Origin of the sequence: Pseudomonas umsongensis (assembly GCF_012647205.1) — a bacterium.
GTDB lineage: Bacteria > Pseudomonadota > Gammaproteobacteria > Pseudomonadales > Pseudomonadaceae > Aquipseudomonas > Aquipseudomonas umsongensis.
Genome location: NZ_CP051487.1, coordinates 3,254,518 through 3,273,301 on the forward strand (window position 1 = coordinate 3,254,518; position 18,784 = coordinate 3,273,301).

Consider the following 18,784-nt stretch of genomic DNA (forward strand, 5'->3'; position numbering starts at 1 on the left):
AGAGCGATACGGATCAGGAACTGCAGGTTTCCTGCGCGAAGTCATCGGGCAATGCAACCGGTCGACATGGTTTTTACGACTGCGCATTACAAGGCACAGTGTTTTCCCACGGTACCAACAGGTTGTTTGAGGCGCTACTGTCAGAAATAACAGGTGACGAACTATTGGGGCTGGCGAACCTCCGGTTCAGGCGTCATGGGGTAGCCGGCATTGCGGTGTGTCGGACACACCGCATAGTTGCCTTCACCAGCAAATTGGCTATCACCAGTGCGCGCAGCTGCTCACCAACGCATCCGCACGCCCAGGCTGCCGATCAAGCCATTCAAGTCATTGTCATCCACATCGCTGCTGTAGTCGGCGCTGACGTACAGGCTCACGGTCGGCGTCATTCTGGCCACCAGGCCCAAGCCCAGTTCGACCGTCGAGGAGTTTCGGCTGCTGCTGATCTTGTCGACCTGGTCGAGGGTTACGGTATTGCCGGTGTACACCGTGTGCCACAAATTGGTTCGCACATAGGGTTCGACGGGCAGACCGTTGATGTCGTAGCTACCCTTCAACTTGGCACCGACCCGGCCGCTCCAGGAGGAGAGGTCGCTGGAGGATGCATTCCCCGAACCCGCATAGGGCGTGTCCAGGGTGATTCGCTGGTTGATCAATTGCGCTTGGGGTTCCACCACCCAGTTCTCACTGATGCCAATCGGGAATCCGCCTTCGACCGAGAGGGTCACTGCGCTGCCTTCGGTGGCTTGCCTCGCGCCTTGTTCATTGCGACTGAAACCGTTGACCCGACCACCACTGGCCGACAGATCGACGTGCCAGCCTTGTGGGCCGGTCAGGCTCCAGTAGGCGCCGAGGCTCTGTCCCTGCAGGTTGAGGGTGTCGGTGTGCGGGTCCGATTGTGCGCGATTGGTCAGCAAGCCGTTGCCGGTGCCGTGGAACTCGGCGGTGCCGCCGATCAGGCCGACCCGTTGGGTATGGCCACTGTTGCTTTGCAAGGTCAGGATCGCCGGGCTTTTCAGTTCGCCGGAGCCGACAATGGAAAACCCCTGGGCCATGGCGTCGGTTTGCGCCTGGCGTGAAGCCTGGCCATACAGTTGATCCCAGGCTCCGGGTGCAGCCGCTTCGACGGTCAGGCTCGAGCTTCGCGTATCGGCAATCGGGCTGAAGCGGCCGGGATAGGACGTTGTTGGTGCAGACAAGGTAAGCGACGGGACGTCCTGGCGGTACCAGGGCGTGGTTTCTTCCTCTGTGGGGGAAGCCTGCACTTCCATGGAAGAACATAACAGCAGTGTACTGGAGACGGTGCAAACACTAATCCGGATCTCTTGAGGGGTGAATGAAGTTTTCATGGAGGTCTACCTTGCAATCGCATGCGGTATCTCGCTGTGGCGTCTCTCCTACCCCGAGTGAGGGGCGACCGAAAGAATTAGGGCAAGCCGACTCCCGCCCGTTTTTACGGGTAGTCATCGGATTGATCCTGGTGGTGGTTCCGGGGTAGTAACGTGAAGTCAAGAGGACCCCTGGCATTGCGTCAAGAAAATGGCCGATAAGTGGTAGAGGTATTTTAGATCATATAAGTGACTGATTTACGACGCATGCTTAAGTGCTTGTTTATTGGTTGAAACGTCAAAAAACTCTCGAGCTAGAGCCTTTGCTCAGTCTTACCAGCTCATCCTGATTCCCAGGTTACCGCTCATTCCCCGCAAAGGATTGCTGTCGATATTGCTGCTGTAATCTGCATTGGCGTACACGCTGACAGCGGGTGCAAGTGTCAGGATGGCACCCAAACCCAGATCCGCCGATGAGGAACGTTGGCGGGTGTTGATTTCGGTGCTGTCGTCGAAAGTCACCGTGTCGGTTCCCGACATGGTGTGCCACAGGTTCACGCGCAGGTAGGGTTCCAGCGGCAGGCCGGCGACGTCGTAGCGCCCCTTGAGCCGGGCGCCGAGACGACCGGTCCAGGCGGTGTCGGAATCGAACGACACCTTTGAAATGCCGTCGTCCTGACGCTTCAGGTCAACCGTTTGATTGATGACTTGCAGCTGGGGTTCGACCACCCAGTTGTCCGCCACGGCAACAGGGTAGCCGGCCTCGACGGAGAGGGTCATGGCGTGGCCGTCATTATCGATTTTCAGGCCGCGCTCGGAGTGACTGTCGCCGTTGAGCCAGGTGTACATCGCCACCGTATCGAGATACCAACCCTTGGGGTCGGTCAGGGTCCAGTAGAGTCCCAGGCTGTCGCCTTGCAATTCAATCTTGCCGGCACGTTTGTCCTGGAAACCCTGGTTGAAACCGTCGACATCACCCTTCAAGCGGCTATGGCCGACGAAGAAGCCGGTGCGCTGGGTTTGCCCACCGGAAGTTTGCGAGCCGAACAGGTCGTTGCCCACCTGAAATCCGTTCAGCGAGCCATCGAGTCGTGGCGTGACGGTGCCGGCCCAGGTCTGCTCGATGTTTTTGCCATAGACCCGGCCCCAGCCCGCGCCAAAGGCGCCGGTTTCTTTCAGCAGGCGTTGATCACCCTGTCGATCATGGAAGGTGCCGAGTGCCGTCAGGGCCAACTGCGCGACCGCCGGAGGCAACACTGACCAGACCGGGACTTCCTGGCGGTACAGGGGAATGGGCGCCGCACCGGCAACGGGCGTCGGCAAGGGTGGTGTGCCGACAGCCGCCACCGGTAACGGCACCAGAGGCACCAGGACGGGCGGCACGGTTGGATCGGGATTGGGCACTGCCGCTGCAACCAGCGGCGGCGCAACAACGGACGAACGCAGGTACCAGCTGTTTGCGCTGCCGGCAGTGACGCCCCCCTTGAATAGTCGATAATCAAACGCGCCGACCGACAACGGGGCTTTGAGTCTGAAGGCGCCACTGTCGCTGATGGCCGTGCCTTGGGCCTGGACAACTTGAATACCGTTTTGCAAGGTGGCGGCGCCCGTGCCGCCAAGGTTGCTGACGGTAATGGACGTGGACCCAGCCAAGGTACCGTCGTTGACCACCAGTTTGTCACTGGGGGAGCTGTCATCGCCCAGTACGCTTTGCAGCCATAGCTGGCCGCCGTTGCCCGCATAGTTGCCCTGTACTGTCAGGGTGTCGCTGGTGCGACTGTTGCCACTGCCAAGGTCGATGATCCCGGCGTTGTTCAGCGTCGCCCGCTGGCCTGCGGAGAAGGGGGTGAGGCTACCCCTGGCCGAGGTCACGACACTGCTGCTGTCAATGTTGAATACACCGCTACCGCTGGTGCTGTCACCCAGGACAAAGTTGCCGTCGAAGTCCAGTTGCGACTTATTGTTCAGGTTGACGGTCTCCCAATTGATGTAGCGAGCGACGCCGCTGGTGGTGGTGGTGTTATCGAAAGTCAGCAGATCGCTGCCGTTGCCCCCATCCAGGGTCGGAGTCTGGGCCAAGCGGCTGGCACTGAGATTGCGCAGGGTTGCCCGGTCATCGCCATCTCCCATCAGGATCGCCGAACGGATGATGCCGCCGCCATCCCAGGTCAAGCTGTCACTGCCCGCGCTGGCCCGGATCTCCCCGACGATTTCGCCTCCAGTCACCGTAATGCTGTCATTGCCACCGCTGACACTGATGTTGCCGCCAATCCTGCCACCGGACACGATGATGGTGTCAGTCCCAAACCCGGTGACCAGATTGCCGAGGATCTCGCCACCAGACAGGTCGAACAGATTGTCATCGAGCTTCATATCGACCCGGCCGATGCTGCCACCTGTCATTTTGGCGGTGTCACCGTCTTCGAAGGCGCCAATGATCGTGCCTGCGCTCATCTGGAAAAAGTCGCGACTGTCGCCCTGGGCCAGCGACTGGATAGTCCCGCCACGTATGAGGGCGGTGTCGACGCCATTGCCCTGGTTCACCGCCCCGGTGATCTGGCCGGCGTCAATGCTGAAAGTATCGCTGCCGTCCCCCAGTTGGACGATCCCGCTAATGACGCCGGATTTCATGTCCAGGGTATCGTTGCCGGCGCCGAACGTCACATTGCCTGTGATCGTGCCGGTGCCATTGGCGGGGAAGGCCAGGTTGTTGTTTCCCGTCAAATCAGTCAGCGGCCCGTTGTTGCCGCTGTCGCACACGAAGTTGTCGTTGCCAGTGGAAGGGACCAAGGTACAAGCCGCCTGGCCGGGCAGGGACCAGCCCATGCACAGCCAGATCGAAATGGCACAGGCGCTGTAACGGTAGCTGGGCAGTGCTTTACAAAGGTCCATGCGCGTCTCCGCTCAAGATTCGACACCCGATGCCTTGCAGGAACGGCAAGGTAGGGGGTGTATCTGCAGCGCGAGTCGCGAGACATCATCAGGAAGGCATAAGACCCTTCAGGCAACGACGGCTACGGGGCATGTCCATCCGAGTCATTCGAACGGACGAGAGCACCGTAGCAAGTGTTTTTGGATGTATCTACTGTCATAAATGACAGTTAGAGATCAGTTTTACGTGTTACAGGTGCACTTCAACCGCCAATGGCAAATGATCAGACAGGTGTGTCCAGGGCTTGTGGCCGAGGATTTTCGGATCGTGGCTACTGGCGTTGCGCAGGTAGATCCGATCCAGGCGCAGCAGCGGAAAGCGTGCCGGGTAGGTTTTTGCCGGCCGGCCATGGTGGCGTTCGAACGCTTCGTGCAAGTAGTCGCGGCGCGAGAGAGCGGCGTTGCCCTGCAACTGCCAGTCGTTGAAGTCGCCGGCAATGATGACAGGGGCGTCATCGGGCAAGGATTCGAGCAACTGGCAGAGCAACTGCAACTGCAACTGTCGATGACTCTCCAGCAGGCTCAGGTGCACGCAGATAGCATGGACCTCGGCATGGCCCGGTACATCCAGCACGCAGTGCAACAGCCCACGGCGCTCAGGGCCGGTAATGGAGACGTCAAGGTTGCGGTATTCTCGGATAGGATATTTGGACAGCAGTGCGTTGCCATGGTGACCGTCGGGGTAAACCGCATTTCGCCCGTAGGCGAAGTCGCTCCACATGCTGTCGGCGAGGAACTCGTACTGCGAGGTTTGTGGCCAATCGTTGTAGCGCGAAGAATGGCGCTCGTGTTCACCGACGACTTCTTGCAGGAACACCAGGTCCGCTGAGGTACTGCGTACCGCTTCGCGTAATTCCGGGAGGATGAAACGCCGATTGAGGGCGGTAAAGCCTTTGTGGGTGTTGACGGTCAACACGCGCAGTCGATGGATAGCCTCGGGGCTGTTCAACGGCACTGATCCTGCTGCCAGCCGATTAGAGTCACTGCTCACTTTCACTCCTCTGAATCCGGGTTGCTTATGCATGCGACTGATAGGGGAGCGTGCAGTTCAGCGCGTTATGCCGTGATGCCAAAAAATCGTCCGAACGCAGCGGGAATCGCGACGCAGCGATGGCGGTCTGTTCGCCGACCTGATTATAGGTTTGTCCGCCATGCCATTGTGGGAGCCAGCCTGCTGGCGAAAAACGTCCAGACAGCGCGTTCATCCAGACAGGGCGCGTTATCGTTGACCTCCATCGCCAGCAGGCTGGCTCCCCACAGGGGATCCAGGTGCACCCGTCAAAGTCAGGTCGGCTTTAAGGCCGCCTCGCTTTGGCTTTTGATCGCGCGCGCCCCGTTAACCACGATGGCCGAACGCAGGCATTGCGCAGTGGGGAAACCGGCAGGACGCCGGTTTAGCCGCGCTGGGCCATGGATGGCCCATCGCGGCGACCCACGGAGCAATGCCGGAGAGAGGGCATGCCGAGCCTTGGCGAGGCACCGAGTGGTGGGGCAAAGCCTTTTGCTTCCTTTTTGGTGTTTGAAAAAGGGAGTCGCTGTAAAAGCGAAACCATAGGTGGCCGTTACCGCAGCAATGGATATGTACGCAGGCAGCAAATTCCACACAGGGCTTCCTGTGACGCCCCGTATCACCGTTGCGTACGGCTCAACTAATGCGTCGTCAGCGGAACGCGGAGCGTCCCTGGCGGCATTCCCACGCAGAGCGTGGGAACGATCAACATGCTCGCTCCTACAGGGGATCGAGGTACACCCGTCAAAGTCAGGTCGGCTTTAAGGCCGCCTCGCTTTGCTGTTGATCGCGGGCGCCCCGTTAACCACGATGGCCGAACGCAGGCATTGCGCAGTGGGGAAACCGGCAGGACGCCGGTTTAGCCGCGCTGGGCCATGGATGGCCCATCGCGGCGACCCACGGAGCAATGCCGGAGAGAGGGCATGCCGAGCCTAAGCGAGGCACCGAGTGGTGGGGCAAAGCCTTTTGCTTCCTTTTTGCTGGGCCGGCACTCCGGCGTTTGAAAAAGGGAGTCGCTGTAAAAGCGAAACCATAAGCCGCCGTTACCGCACCAATGGATATGCACTCCGACAACCAATTTCACACAGGGCTTCCTGTGACGCCCCGCATCACCGTTGCGCACGCCTCAATTAATGCGTTGTCAGTGGAACGCGGAGCGTCCCTGGCGGCATTCCCACGCAGAGCGTGGGAACGATCAAAACAAAGGCATCACCAAAAGTCAGGTCGGCTTTAAGGCCGCCTCGCTTTGCTGTTGGTCGCGAGCGCCCCGTTAAACACGCTGGCCGAACGCAGGCCTTGCCGCAGCAATGGATATGTACACCAAAAAACCGCACTTTCAGACAAACACAATCTCATAAGGCAACCGCATCCGCTCCAGCAAAATCCGCGGCAGCCGTGGCGCAATGCCGACGGCCGGTTCACCGTCAAGTTGACTGGCATAGGCATGGGTAGCATGGCTCTTGCGCGCCACCGTCCAGGTGTCCAGGCGCACTTTGCGTGCCCGGTGCCAGGGGATCAAGGCGCTGTCTCGCGATGGCCAATGCCAGGCCCAGACCGGTATCTCGGTGAAAACTGCACCGGCGATGGTGGCGGCATTGGCGCTGGCGCGACCGACGGCGTCATGGTCGCTGTTGCCATCCTCGCACCAGGTGCTGAACACCATATCGCCTGGCCGTAGATATCGGACGATGAATTGGGTGAGCGCCTGTTCATGCTCAGCCAGGGTATGGTCGGTGAAGCCGCCGCGTATCCATTTCAGGCTGTGCATCGGCAAGCCAAGCCGGCGCAAGGCCTCGACACTTTCCTGGGAGCGAAACACGCTCAGGCGTTTCTCCGACCACTGTTGGGAGCCTGGATGACTGGCGCTGCCATCGGTCACCGAAATCAATTGCAAGGGGTGTCCCATGGCGCTGAGCAACTGCAGCAGACCGCCGCAAGTCAACACTTCGTCGCCGGGATGTGGGGCGATCACCACGGCGCGCGCACCCGGGGGGAGAAGGGATTGAGTACCGATGACCGGAATATTGGCCAGTTGCGGGGCGCTGTTCCAGATTTGCTCTGTACAGCTGCTGTCACTGATGGACACAGATTTCATGGCGTTACGTCCTTGTTCCATACGCCCCCAGTCCTGCGCAACGCAAGCGCTGCTACAGCCGTGAGGGCGGGTTGATAGCGAAGCGCGGCGCTCCGGACCCTGGACAGCCGCGCATCGAGTATTGCTCATGTATCGCTATTCGTCGCGCCGGAAGTGCACGCATGGCTCAATTTTTCCATTGCGCCGGTGATTTCTACTCCTCTTCCTCACGTTGCAATTCGAACAACAGCAGCGAACGTCCGGTGACCGAGTACTCGCGCCCGAAATCGAAGCGTTCCTGACCGCGTATGGACGGTTGATTGGTGTCCATCAGGCAGGTCCAGAAGCTGCCGTCCGGTACCTCCGGCAGGAGGAAGTTGACGATGTCGTGATGGGCGTTGACCACCAGCAACAACGTGGCGTCCGCGCCTTTGCGGCGGATCCCGGTTTCCTGGGCTCGCCCGTCGAGCAACATGCCCAGGCAGCGATTGTGCGCATCGTGCCAGTGCTCGGTGGTCATCTCGCTACCATCGGGCGCCAGCCAGGTGACATCCTTGACGCCGATGTCCTCATTGTAGTTGCCCACCAGGAAGCGCCCCCGGCGCAAAATCGGATAGGCCAGGCGCAACTTGATCAGACGCTTGACGAACTTGAGCAACGCCTTGCCGTCCTCGCTCAGGTCCCAATTGACCCAGCCGATCTCGCTGTCCTGGCAATAAGCATTGTTGTTGCCTTCCTGAGTCCGGGCGAATTCGTCGCCGGCCACGATCATTGGCGTACCCTGCGCCAGCAGCAAAGTGGCGAAGAAATTGCGCATCTGTCGAAAGCGCAATTCGTTGATTTGCGGATCGTCGGTGGGGCCTTCTACGCCATGGTTCCAGGACAGGTTGTTGTTGCTGCCGTCCTGATTGTTCTCGTCATTGGCTTCGTTGTGCTTGTCGTTGTACGACACCAGGTCGTTGAGGGTGAAACCGTCGTGGGCGGTGATGAAATTCAGCGATGAATAAGGACGCCGACCACGCTGGTTGAACATTTCGCCGGACGCGGTCATGCGGCTGGCAAAGTCCGCCAATTGGCCGTCGTCACCTTTCCAGAAAGCGCGCACCGTGTCGCGAAACTTGTCGTTCCACTCCACCCAGCCCGGCGGGAAGTTGCCGACCTGATAACCACCGGGCCCGCAATCCCAGGGCTCGGAGATCAGCTTGACCTGGCGCAGTACCGGGTCCTGGCGGCAAGCCACGAGGAAACTGTGACGTTCGTCGAAACCGTCGTGATAACGCCCCAGTATGGTCGCCAGGTCGAAGCGGAAACCGTCCACGTGCATTTCCGAGGCCCAGTAGCGCAGCGAATCGGTGACCATCTGCAATACGCACGGATGGCTGAGGTCCAGGGTGTTGCCGGTGCCGGAATCGTTGATGTAGAAGCGCTTGTCGTCAGGCATCAAGCGGTAATAAGAGGCGTTGTCGATACCGCGCATGGACAGGGTCGGGCCCTGTTCGTTGCCCTCGGCGGTGTGGTTGTAGACCACGTCGAGGATGACTTCCAGGTTGGCTTCGTGCAGGTGCGCGACCATTTCCTTGAACTCTGCGATCTTGCCGCTGGCCAGGTAACGCGGGTCGGGGGCGAAGAACGCAATGCTGTTGTAGCCCCAGTAGTTGGTCATGCCTTTGTGCAGCAGGTGCTGGTCGTTGACGAAGGCGTGGATCGGCAGCAGCTCGACGGTCGACACCCCCAGCTTGCGGATATGCTCCAGCACTTCGTCGACCATCAAGCCGGCAAAGGTCCCGCGCTGGTTTTCGGGAACGGCGGGGTGGCGCATGCTGAAGCCGCGCACGTGGGTTTCATAGATGATCGTTTTGTCCCATGGCACGCTGACCCGGTGATCGTGGCCCCAGGTGTGCGCCGGATCGATCACCTTGCATTTTGGCACGTAGGGCGCGCTGTCGCGCTCGTCGAAACTGAGGTCTGCGTCGGGGTGGCCAATGGTGTAGCCAAACAAGGCTTCGGACCATTTCAACTGACCGACCAACTGTTTGGCGTAAGGGTCGATCAACAGCTTGTTGGGGTTAAAACGATGACCATTGGCCGGATCATACGGGCCGTACACGCGGTAGCCGTAGATCAGCCCCGGATGGGCATCGGGGAGGTAGCCGTGGTAGATCTCGTCGGTGTACTCCGGCAGTTCGATGCGTTCGAGCTCCACTTCGCCGGCGTCATCGAAAATGCACAGTTCGACGCGGGTGGCGTTGGCCGAGAACAGGGCGAAGTTGACCCCCAGGCCATCCCAGGTCGCACCGAGCGGGAAGGGCAGTCCTTCGCGGATACGCGAGGGTTCGGCACGGGGAGGTGGAGTTTCTTTCTTGGTTCGGGTCATAAATGCTCCAGTAACGGCAGGCAGTGACAGGGCTCAATATTTTTTTCGCGGGCGAGCGAATCCCTCGGTGGCGAGAGGGCTCGCCACTGGAATCTTCAGGACAGCGGGAGAAAAGCTTAGACCGCAGGCGGTTTTCGCGGTGCGCGAGGTTTTTTCTCGGCGGCCTTTTCCCCCGGTGGTATCACCGCGGAAGCAGCTGCCGGCTTGGCCTTGGCCTTGGGTTTTGCTTCCCCGGCCTTGCCATTGAGTTTGCCGTCGCCGGCTTTGCCCACGGTTGTCTTGCTCGACGCTGCTTTTGCCGGCTTTTTCGGAGCCAAGGCTTCGGCTTCAGCCAGTTTGCACGCCATCTCCCAATGCCGTGCTTCCTGGCCCTCAGGTTTGCCTTCGGATTCCCAGATCTGATAGGCAAACTCGCGGATGCGTTTATCGTCGGTACTCATCGCATTGCTCCTGAACTGAACTCAAATGTTTGTAGCCTGGATAAAGAGATTGACCGGGAAATCCCCCAGCGCGGCGCTGATCATCAGCTCCCTGTGTTTTGTGACTGCGACGCTTGAAAAAAGTCCCTTCAGATTTTCGTCGGCGATTGTGAACGGCAAGCTGATCCGGGTATCGCCCCACTGCGGCGCGTCGACATGAGGCACGGCACTGTTTTCCAGCAATGCCGAACAACGGATCGGCACGATGACGATGGCGCGGGTCCCCTCCCATTCACGGACAAATCCCAGCACCCGATTGGCCTGGTTGCCGATGACTTCGAGGGGCTGGTAAGTCCCGCGTCGAAACAGCTCGGCGTGCTCGGCCCGGGTGGTTAAAGTCCGCACAATCAAGGCTTGCTTGATGCGCCCGTCGTGCCAGTGCTCCAACAGATCAGGCAGATCCAATGGCTGCTGGAAGGCCTGCTGGCGGCTGGCGTAATCCACTGGCCGGCGGTTGTCCGGATCGACCAGCGTGAAGTCCCAGAAGTCGTTGCCCTGATACAGGTCCGGTACTCCCGGTACCGTCATGCGCAGCAAGGTTTGCGCCAATCCGTTGAGGGCGCCAGGCAGGGCAATCGTGCGGGCTGCCTTGCCCAGGGCGGTGCGCAATAGATCACCTTCCGGGCTCAGCAGCAGGCGCCGGGTAAAGTTTTCGCTGGCTTGTTCATACGCTTCATTGGGTGCGCTCCAGCTGCTTTGCAGCTTGGCTTCGCGCAGGGCCTTGCGTTGCCATTGGCTGATGCGTTGGGCGTAGTCCTCCAAGGCCATTGGGTCGTCGGTGCGCAGGTCCAGCGGCCAGCTGCCCAGCAGTGCCTGATAGAGAATCAATTCATCGCCGGCTGACGGCATCTGCTCATCGTCGCGCAAGGGCCGGGCGAGGGCGTGCCAGAGGCCGATCTGTTCGACGTACCATTGACTGCGTTCACTCAAGACGGACAGGCGCGCGCGCGTATCCTCGCCACGCTTGTGATCGTGGGTCGCGGTGGCGAGCAGGTTGTCCGGGAAATCGGCCAGGCGCTGGGCACAGGCAGCATGGAAATCGGCCACAGGCGCACTGAATTGCTCGGTGCTGAAGCCGACGTCATTGCGCGAAAGCAACACCGCCGAACGATAGAACGCGGTGTCTTCCACGGCCTTCGCGGCGGCAGGTGAAGTCAGTTGCTGAAAGCGCACGCAGGCATGCTTGAGCCGTTTGCGCAGCCGGCCAGCCGGACGTTTTCGCCAGCTCTCGCCCCCCAACCACCCCGCCAGGCACTCGAGCACTGGCCAGTCGGCTTCGCCAAGGGTTTGTCGGGCGCCTTCCATGGCTTGCTGGAAAAACACTTCGTCCTGCGCCGAACGGCCCAGAGCGCCGATGTAGGTGCGATACACCGAGAAATGCACGATCAGTTCCTGCAGCGCGCGACGGATCGCCCCCAGCGTCAGGTCACGGGTCATCAGGTCATCCCGGGCCACTTGCAACAACGCCTGGGCGACACTTTCGAAATCCCCGGCCAGCGAGCCATTGAGAATCTGCTGGCGCGCCAGTTGCGCTTCCTGGCGGAAGTCAGCCGGGCGCCCGCTATAGCGGTGCCAGAGCTCACCCAAGATGGGTTGACCGGCGGGATCGTGCTGCAGCAGTGACAACTGGTTCATGAACTCGTAGCCGGTGGTGCCATCCACCGACCAGTCGCGGTGCAGGGTTTCGCCTTCGCCCAGGATCTTTTCCACATAGATCGGCAGGTGTCGACCCGCTGCCAGGCTGTCGACGCGCCGACGCAGTTTGCGACAGTAACCCCGTGGGTCGGCGAGACCGTCTATATGGTCGATGCGCAACCCGTCGACCAGTCCTTGTTCCACCAACTGGAAGATCTTCGCGTGGGTCGCCTCGAACACTGCTGGGCGCTCGACGCGCAAACCGCCTAGCTCGTTGACATCGAAAAACCGCCGCCAGTTAATGTCGTCCGCGGCGGTGCGCCAACTGGCGAGGCGGTAACTCTGGCGCTCCAGTAAGTCATGCAGGCGTTGAAAACCTTCGCTGGTCAGCGAATCGTAGGCCTGCAGGTTTTGTTCGATGGCGTGCAGTATTGCGGGATCGCTGGCCAGTTCGCGCAATGCTTCTTTTAACGCAATCGCCAGGGTGTAGGCATCTGTCTGATAGCTCAAGGTGTTGAACCGGTCCGCCAGCAATTTCAGCGGCTCGGCATCCGTCTTGAGCAGCTCGCCGTAATGACTGGGGCATATCGGAAAGTGATGATCGTAATGCTCCACATGAAACGCGCCGCGCTGCGCATTGAAACGCAATGCCAGGGTGCCGTCCTGCAAGGCGATGCCGTAGTCGCTGCCCAGGAACGGCAACAGCAACTGGCCTTCCATCAAGGGGTCGGGCGAGTGCCACTGGATATCGAAGAACTCGCCGTACGGGCTCAGGCGACCCCACTCCAGCAAGTCCAGCCACCAGGGATTGTCGTTACCGCCGACTGCCATGTGGTTGGAGACGATGTCGAGGATCAACCCCATGTCCTGTTCACGCAGCGCGGCGACCAAGCGGTGCAGCGCAGATTCACCGCCCAGTTCCGGGTTGACCGTGGTCGGGTCCACCACGTCATAGCCGTGCATGGAGCCCGCGCGGGCGCTCAGCAGCGGCGACGCGTAGACATGGCTGATGCCGAGGCGGGCGAAATAGGGCACCAGGGGCACGGCATCATCGAGAGTAAAGCCTTTGTGAAATTGCAGCCGCAGGGTGGCCCGTAGCGGCGCGATAGCGACCGGGTTCATTGGTCACGCTCGGCCGCCTGAAGTCGCGCGCAGGCGAGCAGTTCCAGGCGTCTGGCGGCGTCCGGGCCATCGAGCAAGGCTTCGCTGGTGACGGGTAAACGGCGGGACCAGTTGGGGTGGGTATCGATGGTGCCGGGCAGGTTGGCCTGCTGTTCGATGCCCAGTGCATCCTCCAGAGGCAGCAGTACCAACGGCGCGCGGGTGTGGCCGAGGAAACGCACACTGGCATCGAGGACCTGATCGGTTTCGTGGGACTCTTCGCGAAAGTTCTGCGGGTCTTGGCTCAAGGTCCGGCGCAGGCCTTCGCGTTCGCGCTCGCGATGCTGGCGCCACTCGATTTCAGAACTGGCATCGATCAGGCCGAGGCGGGCGTTCCAGTCGATATCGCGGCCATGCCACCAGCCATTGAGGGTGGGCAGGTCGTGGGTACTGGTGGTGGCGAGGGCGTTGTCCGGCCAGTCGAGGATCGGTTTGAAGTGAGTGTTGTCCTGTTCGAACAGCAACACTCGCATACCGAGGATCGAACGGGCGCTGAGTTTTTCCCGCAGACCGTCCGGCACCGTGCCCAGGTCTTCACCGAGGACGATGGCCTGGTGGCGATGGGACTCGAGGGTCAGCAGGCGCAACAAGTCGTCAAACGGGTAATACAGGTAAGCCCCATCAGCGGGCGATGCGCCATTGGGGATCACCCACAACCGTTGCAAGCCCATGACATGGTCGATCCGCAGGCCACCGGCGTGGGCGAAGTTGGCGCGCAGCATTTCAATGAACGCACGAAAGCCGTTGCGCACCAGGCCTTCGGGTGAGAAAGCGGAGATCCCCCAACCCTGGCCGGTGCGGTTGAGAATGTCCGGTGGCGCGCCAACGGTGAGGGAAGCGAGCAATTCGTCCTGGCGGCTCCAGGCCTGGCTGCCACCGCCATCGGCACCAACGGCCAGGTCGGCGATCAGGCCAATGCCCATGCCGCTGCTGCGGGCGGCGGCTTGCGCGCGCTCCAGGCAACGGGTGATCAACCATTGGCAGAAGGCGAAGAAGCCGATGCGGCCAGCGTTCTCTTCGGCGAATTCGGCCAGGGCAGCGCTGCGCGGGTTGCGCCACTGCGGCGGCCACTCACGCCAGTCGAGGCTTTCGCCCCGGGCGGCACGGGTTTCTTGAATGGCCTCGAAGCGGCAATGATTTTCCAGCGCTTCACCGCCGGCATGGCGAAAGCTGCTGAAGTCGGCGTGCAGTGGATGTTCGCCGTGCACGAATCCGTCGTACAGCGCCTGTAATAGGCGATGCTTGGCTTCGGCAGCGGCCGGCCAATCGATCAATGGCAGTTCTTGCAAACGCAGAAGTTCGGCAGCCAGGCCGGTGGCATCGATAGCGGTGCGCATCGCGCGCTCACCAAGAATCGCCCCCGGCGCGCAATACAGGCTATTGAGAAACAGACGGCTTGACGGCGAATAGGGGCTATAGCGCTGGGTGTCGTTGGCAAACATGGCATGCAAGGGACTGATCGCCAGTGCGTCGGCGCCGCGTTCGCCCGCCACCCGGGCCAGGTCTTCCAGTGCCTGGGTGTCGCCAAAGCCGCCATCGCCGGCACGGCGCAATGCATACAGTTGCACGCTCAGGCCCCAGGCGCGCGGGATCGGGCTGTCCACCGCATCGGCTACGCTGTAGCAACGGGCGGGAGCCACGGCCAGGGTAAAGCTTTGTCCATCGATCTCGACGTGTTGGTAACCGACCGGGATCAGCCCCGGCAGAACGGCTTCGGCATCCAGCTTGAGACTGAGTTTCGAGCCATCTTCAAGATGGATCTCGCAGGGTGTCAGCGGCTCAAAAAAGTGCGCCAGGTTGAGTCCCACGCCGACATCGGCGGTGATCAGAGGCGGCAGGTGCCGGGTCTGTTGTACTTGTTGCAGTTCGAGCAGGCTGGCGTCGATTTCCTGGGCGCTGCCGGCCGGGTGGCCGAGTCCCGTGAGGACGTTGCGCAGAACCGAAGGCGCGACTTTTTGCGGACGACCGTTGGCGTCGATCCAGTCGACCGCCAGGCCAGCCCGGCTAGCAAGGATTTCCAGTTGCGCATCACTCATTGGCGCTCTCCATCAAGGTGTAGCAAAGGGGCCGCGGCCGTGAGGCTGACAATTGCGCAATACGGGGGCAAGGTGCCCTGGTCCAGCCGTTGGCCAGACCCGGGCGGGTGTTCGAACAGCAAGCTTGCGTCCACCTGTGGCATATGGCGGACCGGCGTGTCGCTGAGGTTGAGGTCGATGCGCAATTGACTGCCATCGCCCAGGCACCATGACGCGCTGACCGCGCCAAAACCCAGCACCTGGGCATTGCGCGCCCGGGTCCCAGGCAAGTGCGGGACGATGTGCCGATGGCGGATCTGCAGCAGTTGGCGGTAGAACTCATGCATCGCCGAAGCCCCGTTGACCGTGAGGGTAGGGCGGGACGCTTCGAAGGTCTGTGGTGCGTTGGGATCGGGAATCCGTTCACGTTGATGCGGGTCGGCAAACGCGCTGAACGCGGCAAATTCGTTGCGCCGCCCTTCGCGCACCAAGCGTGCGAGTTCGCCGTGGTGGCTGGTGAAAAACAGGAACGGTTGTTCGGCGGCAAACTCATCGCCCATGAACATCAGGGGGATCATCGGTGATAGCAGCAACAGCGCCGTCGCGGCTTTTAATGCGTCGGGGTGGGCCAGTTGATGCAGACGCTCGCCAAAGGCGCGGTTGCCGATCTGGTCGTGATTCTGCAGAAACAGCACGAACGCGCTGGGTGGCAAATGCCCGCTGGGCTCGCCGCGCGCTTGGCCATGGCGGTTGAGGTGGCCCTGGAACACGAAGCCCTGGCTCAGGCAGCGGGCCAACTGTTCGGTGGGATTTTTTGCATAGTCGGCGTAATAGGCATCGGTCTCGCCGGTCAGCAGTACGTGCAAGGCGTTATGACCGTCATCGTTCCACTGTGCGTCGAAGCCCTGTTCGAGCAGGCTGGCCTGGTTATGTTCATTTTCCACCACCAGCCACACATGTCGCGACGGATCGGTTTGCTGGCGCACACGCTGGGCCAGTTCCTGGAGAAAGTCCGGGTCTTCGATGGCATGCACCGCGTCCAGGCGCAAGCCGTCAAAGCGGTACTCCAGCAACCACATCAAGGCGTTGTCGATGAAGAAGTCGCGCACCTCGCGCCGGCGAAAATCGATGGCCGCTCCCCAAGGCGTGTGTCGGTCTTCGCGGAAGAACCCCTTGGCGTAGCGGTGCAGGTAATTGCCATCCGGCCCGAAGTGGTTGTAGACCACATCGAGCATCACCGCCAGGCCAAGGCCATGGGCGGTGTCGATCAGGTGCTTGAGTTGTTCGGGAGAACCATAGGAGGCCTGGGGTGCATAGAGCAGCACCCCGTCGTAGCCCCAATTGCGCTCGCCGGGAAATTGCGCGATCGGCATCAACTCGATTGCGGTGACCCCAAGCTCCACCAGATGTGCCAGGTGCTCCTCGACGGCGAGAAAGCCGCCGAGGGCGCCGACGTGCAACTCGTAGATCACCGCTTCATTCCACGGACGTCCCAGCCAAGTGCTGTGCCGCCACTCGTAGGCCAACGGGTCGACCACCACGCTGTGCTGGTCAATGTCCCCGGCCTGGGCGCGGGAGGCCGGGTCGGGCACCTCCAGTTCGCCATCGATGTTGTAGCGGTATCGGGTACCCGCCGGGCAGCGGGTGTTGATCACGAACCAACCGTCGGCCTGAGGCAGCAACGGCAAGGACTGTCCATTTTCCAGTTCGACACTGACGTAGAACGCATCGGGTGCCCACAACGCGAATCGCGTGTTTTGCGGGTCCAGTTTGATTGCGCCGTGGGGCCAGGTCTCAAGGGTCCGTAACGGCATTGCGTGAGCCTCTTACTGTTTGTGCGATTTCCCCAAGGCTTTGGCTACAAGCTGCTCGTAGAGTTCGGCATAGGGTTCGACCGCCTTGCACCAGTTGAACGGTGCCGCCATGGCGCGGCAGCGCATGGCATTCAGCAGGTCGGGGAAGGCGAACACCTTGAACGCTCGGCTCAAGGCTTGCTGATAACTTTCCACCGTGGATTCATTGAACAGGAAGCCGGTCACGCCATCTTCGATGGTGTCTGCCAGGCCACCGGTATTGCGCGCCACCGGCAACGAGCCGAAACGCTGGGCGTACATCTGGCTGAGGCCACAAGGTTCATAGCGCGACGGCATCAGGAGGAAATCGCTACCGGCAAACATCCGTCGGGCATCGGTTTCGTTGAAGCCGATGCGCACACCGATCTGCCCGGGAAAACGCAGGGCCAGTTCGCGCATGGCTTGTTCTTCTTCCGGCTCGCCACGACCGATGATCGCGATCTGGCCGCCGGATTTGACGATGTATTCGGAGACCGCTTCGGTCAGGTCCAGGCCTTTCTGGTAAACCAGGCGCGAGACCACGGCAAATAGCGGGCCTTTGCTGTCTTGCAGGCCGAACAACTGGCGAACGTGGGCGGCGTTGACCGCCTTGCCGTCCCAGTCACCGATTTTGAAGGGGCAAAAGAGGTGCGGGTCGGTGGCCGAGTCCCAGCTTTCGTCGATGCCGTTGGGAATGCCGCTGAGCAGGCCTTGCTGGGTCTTGGCGGCGAGAAATCCGTCGAGACCGCAGCCGAAGTCCGGGGTGGTGATTTCCTGGGCGTAGGTCGCGCTGACTGTGGTGATGTGGCTCGAATAGGCCATGCCAGCCTTGAGGAACGACATCTTGCCGTAGAACTCCATGCCTTCCTGTTGCAAGGCGTGCTGCGGAATGCCCAGTTCGGGGCAAGACCCCAGGCTCGTCACGCCCTGGTACGCCAGGTTATGGATGGTGAACAGGGTCGGCGTGCGCTGCCCACGCCAGTGCATATAGGCAGGGGCCAGGCCGGCGGGCCAGTCATGGGCGTGCACCAGGTCCGGGCACCAGTGGATCTGTGCGAGGTTGGCGGCAATATCGGCGGCCGCCAGGCCCAGGCGGGCGAAACGAATATGGTTGTCCGGCCAGTCGCGGCCGTTGTTGGCGCCATAGGGTGAACCTTCGCGCTCGTAGAGCTCAGGGCAGATCAACACATAGATAACCAGACCGTCAGGCATGTCCATGCGCCCGATCTTGCACGGCGGGAGCGCCGCGTGACCACCGAGTTCACCGATGATGTGAATCGGATTTTCACTGTGCATGACCTGCGGATAACCGGGGATCAGTACACGCACATCATGCAGGTGTGCCATGGCCCGTGGCAGCGCGGCGGAAACGTCTCCCAGGCCGCCGGTTTTCACCAGGTCGGCAATTTCGGAGGTGACGAACAACACTTTCTTCTTATTGGGATTCTGACTGGCCACCGGCGCCAGCGTCCGCGTACTGCTAACGCTGATCGGTTGGGCACTGAGAGCAGTCGCGGCGCTCGATTCGCCGATCTGTTGATGAGCCAGCTCTCCCTGAACATCCAAAGCCGCACTTATCATATGAATCTCCCGTGTTGTTGATCTAGTTCTTGGGTCTGGCAAACGTTACCTGGCCAATGGGTGTGGCCACGCGCAAAGCGCTACGCCTCGGCGAGCAAGCGCTCCCCAAATGCGCTGAAGCAAAATGGGTGAATTAACCATTGCAAGGATTGCACCAGTCGCAACGCACCTTCTTTTTACTCGACCGATCCCGTGTGGCAAAAGTTTCGACTTTTTTTCCACTTTTTGACTGACCGGTCGCCCTTGGGGAAATCAGTCTAGGCCAGAACTTAGAGCGGTAAAGTGCTGATGGCAAAATTGTTCGACAATCGGTTGTTTAGGTACGAACGTGCCTGATACCGGTGCGAAAGCACCGACGAAATGCA

10 protein-coding genes are annotated in these 18,784 nt (G+C 60.8%); all 10 read right to left on the reverse strand.

What is annotated here, in order from left to right; all coding sequences use genetic code 11:
* Positions 1-281: 281 nt before the first annotated feature.
* Positions 282-1,349: an autotransporter domain-containing protein gene (locus tag HGP31_RS14770; protein WP_168758050.1), complete on the reverse strand. Its 1,068-nt coding sequence runs from the start codon at positions 1,347-1,349 to the stop codon at positions 282-284.
* A 312-nt stretch (positions 1,350-1,661) separates the two neighbouring features.
* Positions 1,662-4,220, reverse strand: coding sequence for an autotransporter family protein (locus tag HGP31_RS14775; protein ID WP_168758051.1), 2,559 nt, complete (start codon positions 4,218-4,220; stop codon positions 1,662-1,664).
* Positions 4,221-4,449: 229 nt separating this feature from the next.
* Positions 4,450-5,250 (reverse strand): endonuclease/exonuclease/phosphatase family protein, encoded by an 801-nt coding sequence (locus HGP31_RS14780; protein ID WP_020800631.1) that lies wholly within the window; start codon positions 5,248-5,250, stop codon positions 4,450-4,452.
* Positions 5,251-6,604: 1,354 nt separating this feature from the next.
* A complete protein-coding gene (locus HGP31_RS14785; RefSeq protein ID WP_168758052.1) occupies positions 6,605-7,363 on the reverse strand; it encodes a PIG-L deacetylase family protein in 759 nt (252 codons plus the stop codon).
* A gap of 193 nt (positions 7,364-7,556) precedes the next feature.
* Entirely contained in the window at positions 7,557-9,716 is a 2,160-nt protein-coding gene (gene glgX, locus HGP31_RS14790) for a glycogen debranching protein GlgX (RefSeq protein ID WP_168758053.1), read from the reverse strand.
* 116 nt (positions 9,717-9,832) lie between these two features.
* Positions 9,833-10,156, reverse strand: coding sequence for a DUF2934 domain-containing protein (locus tag HGP31_RS14795; protein ID WP_020799186.1), 324 nt, complete (start codon positions 10,154-10,156; stop codon positions 9,833-9,835).
* A 21-nt stretch (positions 10,157-10,177) separates the two neighbouring features.
* A complete protein-coding gene (locus tag HGP31_RS14800; protein WP_168758054.1) occupies positions 10,178-12,952 on the reverse strand; it encodes a malto-oligosyltrehalose synthase in 2,775 nt (924 codons plus the stop codon).
* Positions 12,949-15,027: a 4-alpha-glucanotransferase gene (gene malQ / locus HGP31_RS14805; protein ID WP_020799188.1), complete on the reverse strand. Its 2,079-nt coding sequence runs from the start codon at positions 15,025-15,027 to the stop codon at positions 12,949-12,951. Before malQ ends, HGP31_RS14800 begins: the two co-directional genes overlap by 4 nt.
* Positions 15,024-16,820 (reverse strand): malto-oligosyltrehalose trehalohydrolase, encoded by a 1,797-nt coding sequence (gene treZ, locus HGP31_RS14810; protein ID WP_083349010.1) that lies wholly within the window; start codon positions 16,818-16,820, stop codon positions 15,024-15,026. Before treZ ends, malQ begins: the two co-directional genes overlap by 4 nt.
* A 12-nt stretch (positions 16,821-16,832) precedes the next feature.
* The gene (gene glgA / locus HGP31_RS14815) at positions 16,833-18,419 is read right to left on the reverse strand and encodes a glycogen synthase GlgA (protein ID WP_168758055.1); all 1,587 of its coding nucleotides are present in this window, start codon (positions 18,417-18,419) and stop codon (positions 16,833-16,835) included.
* Positions 18,420-18,784 lie beyond the last annotated feature (365 nt).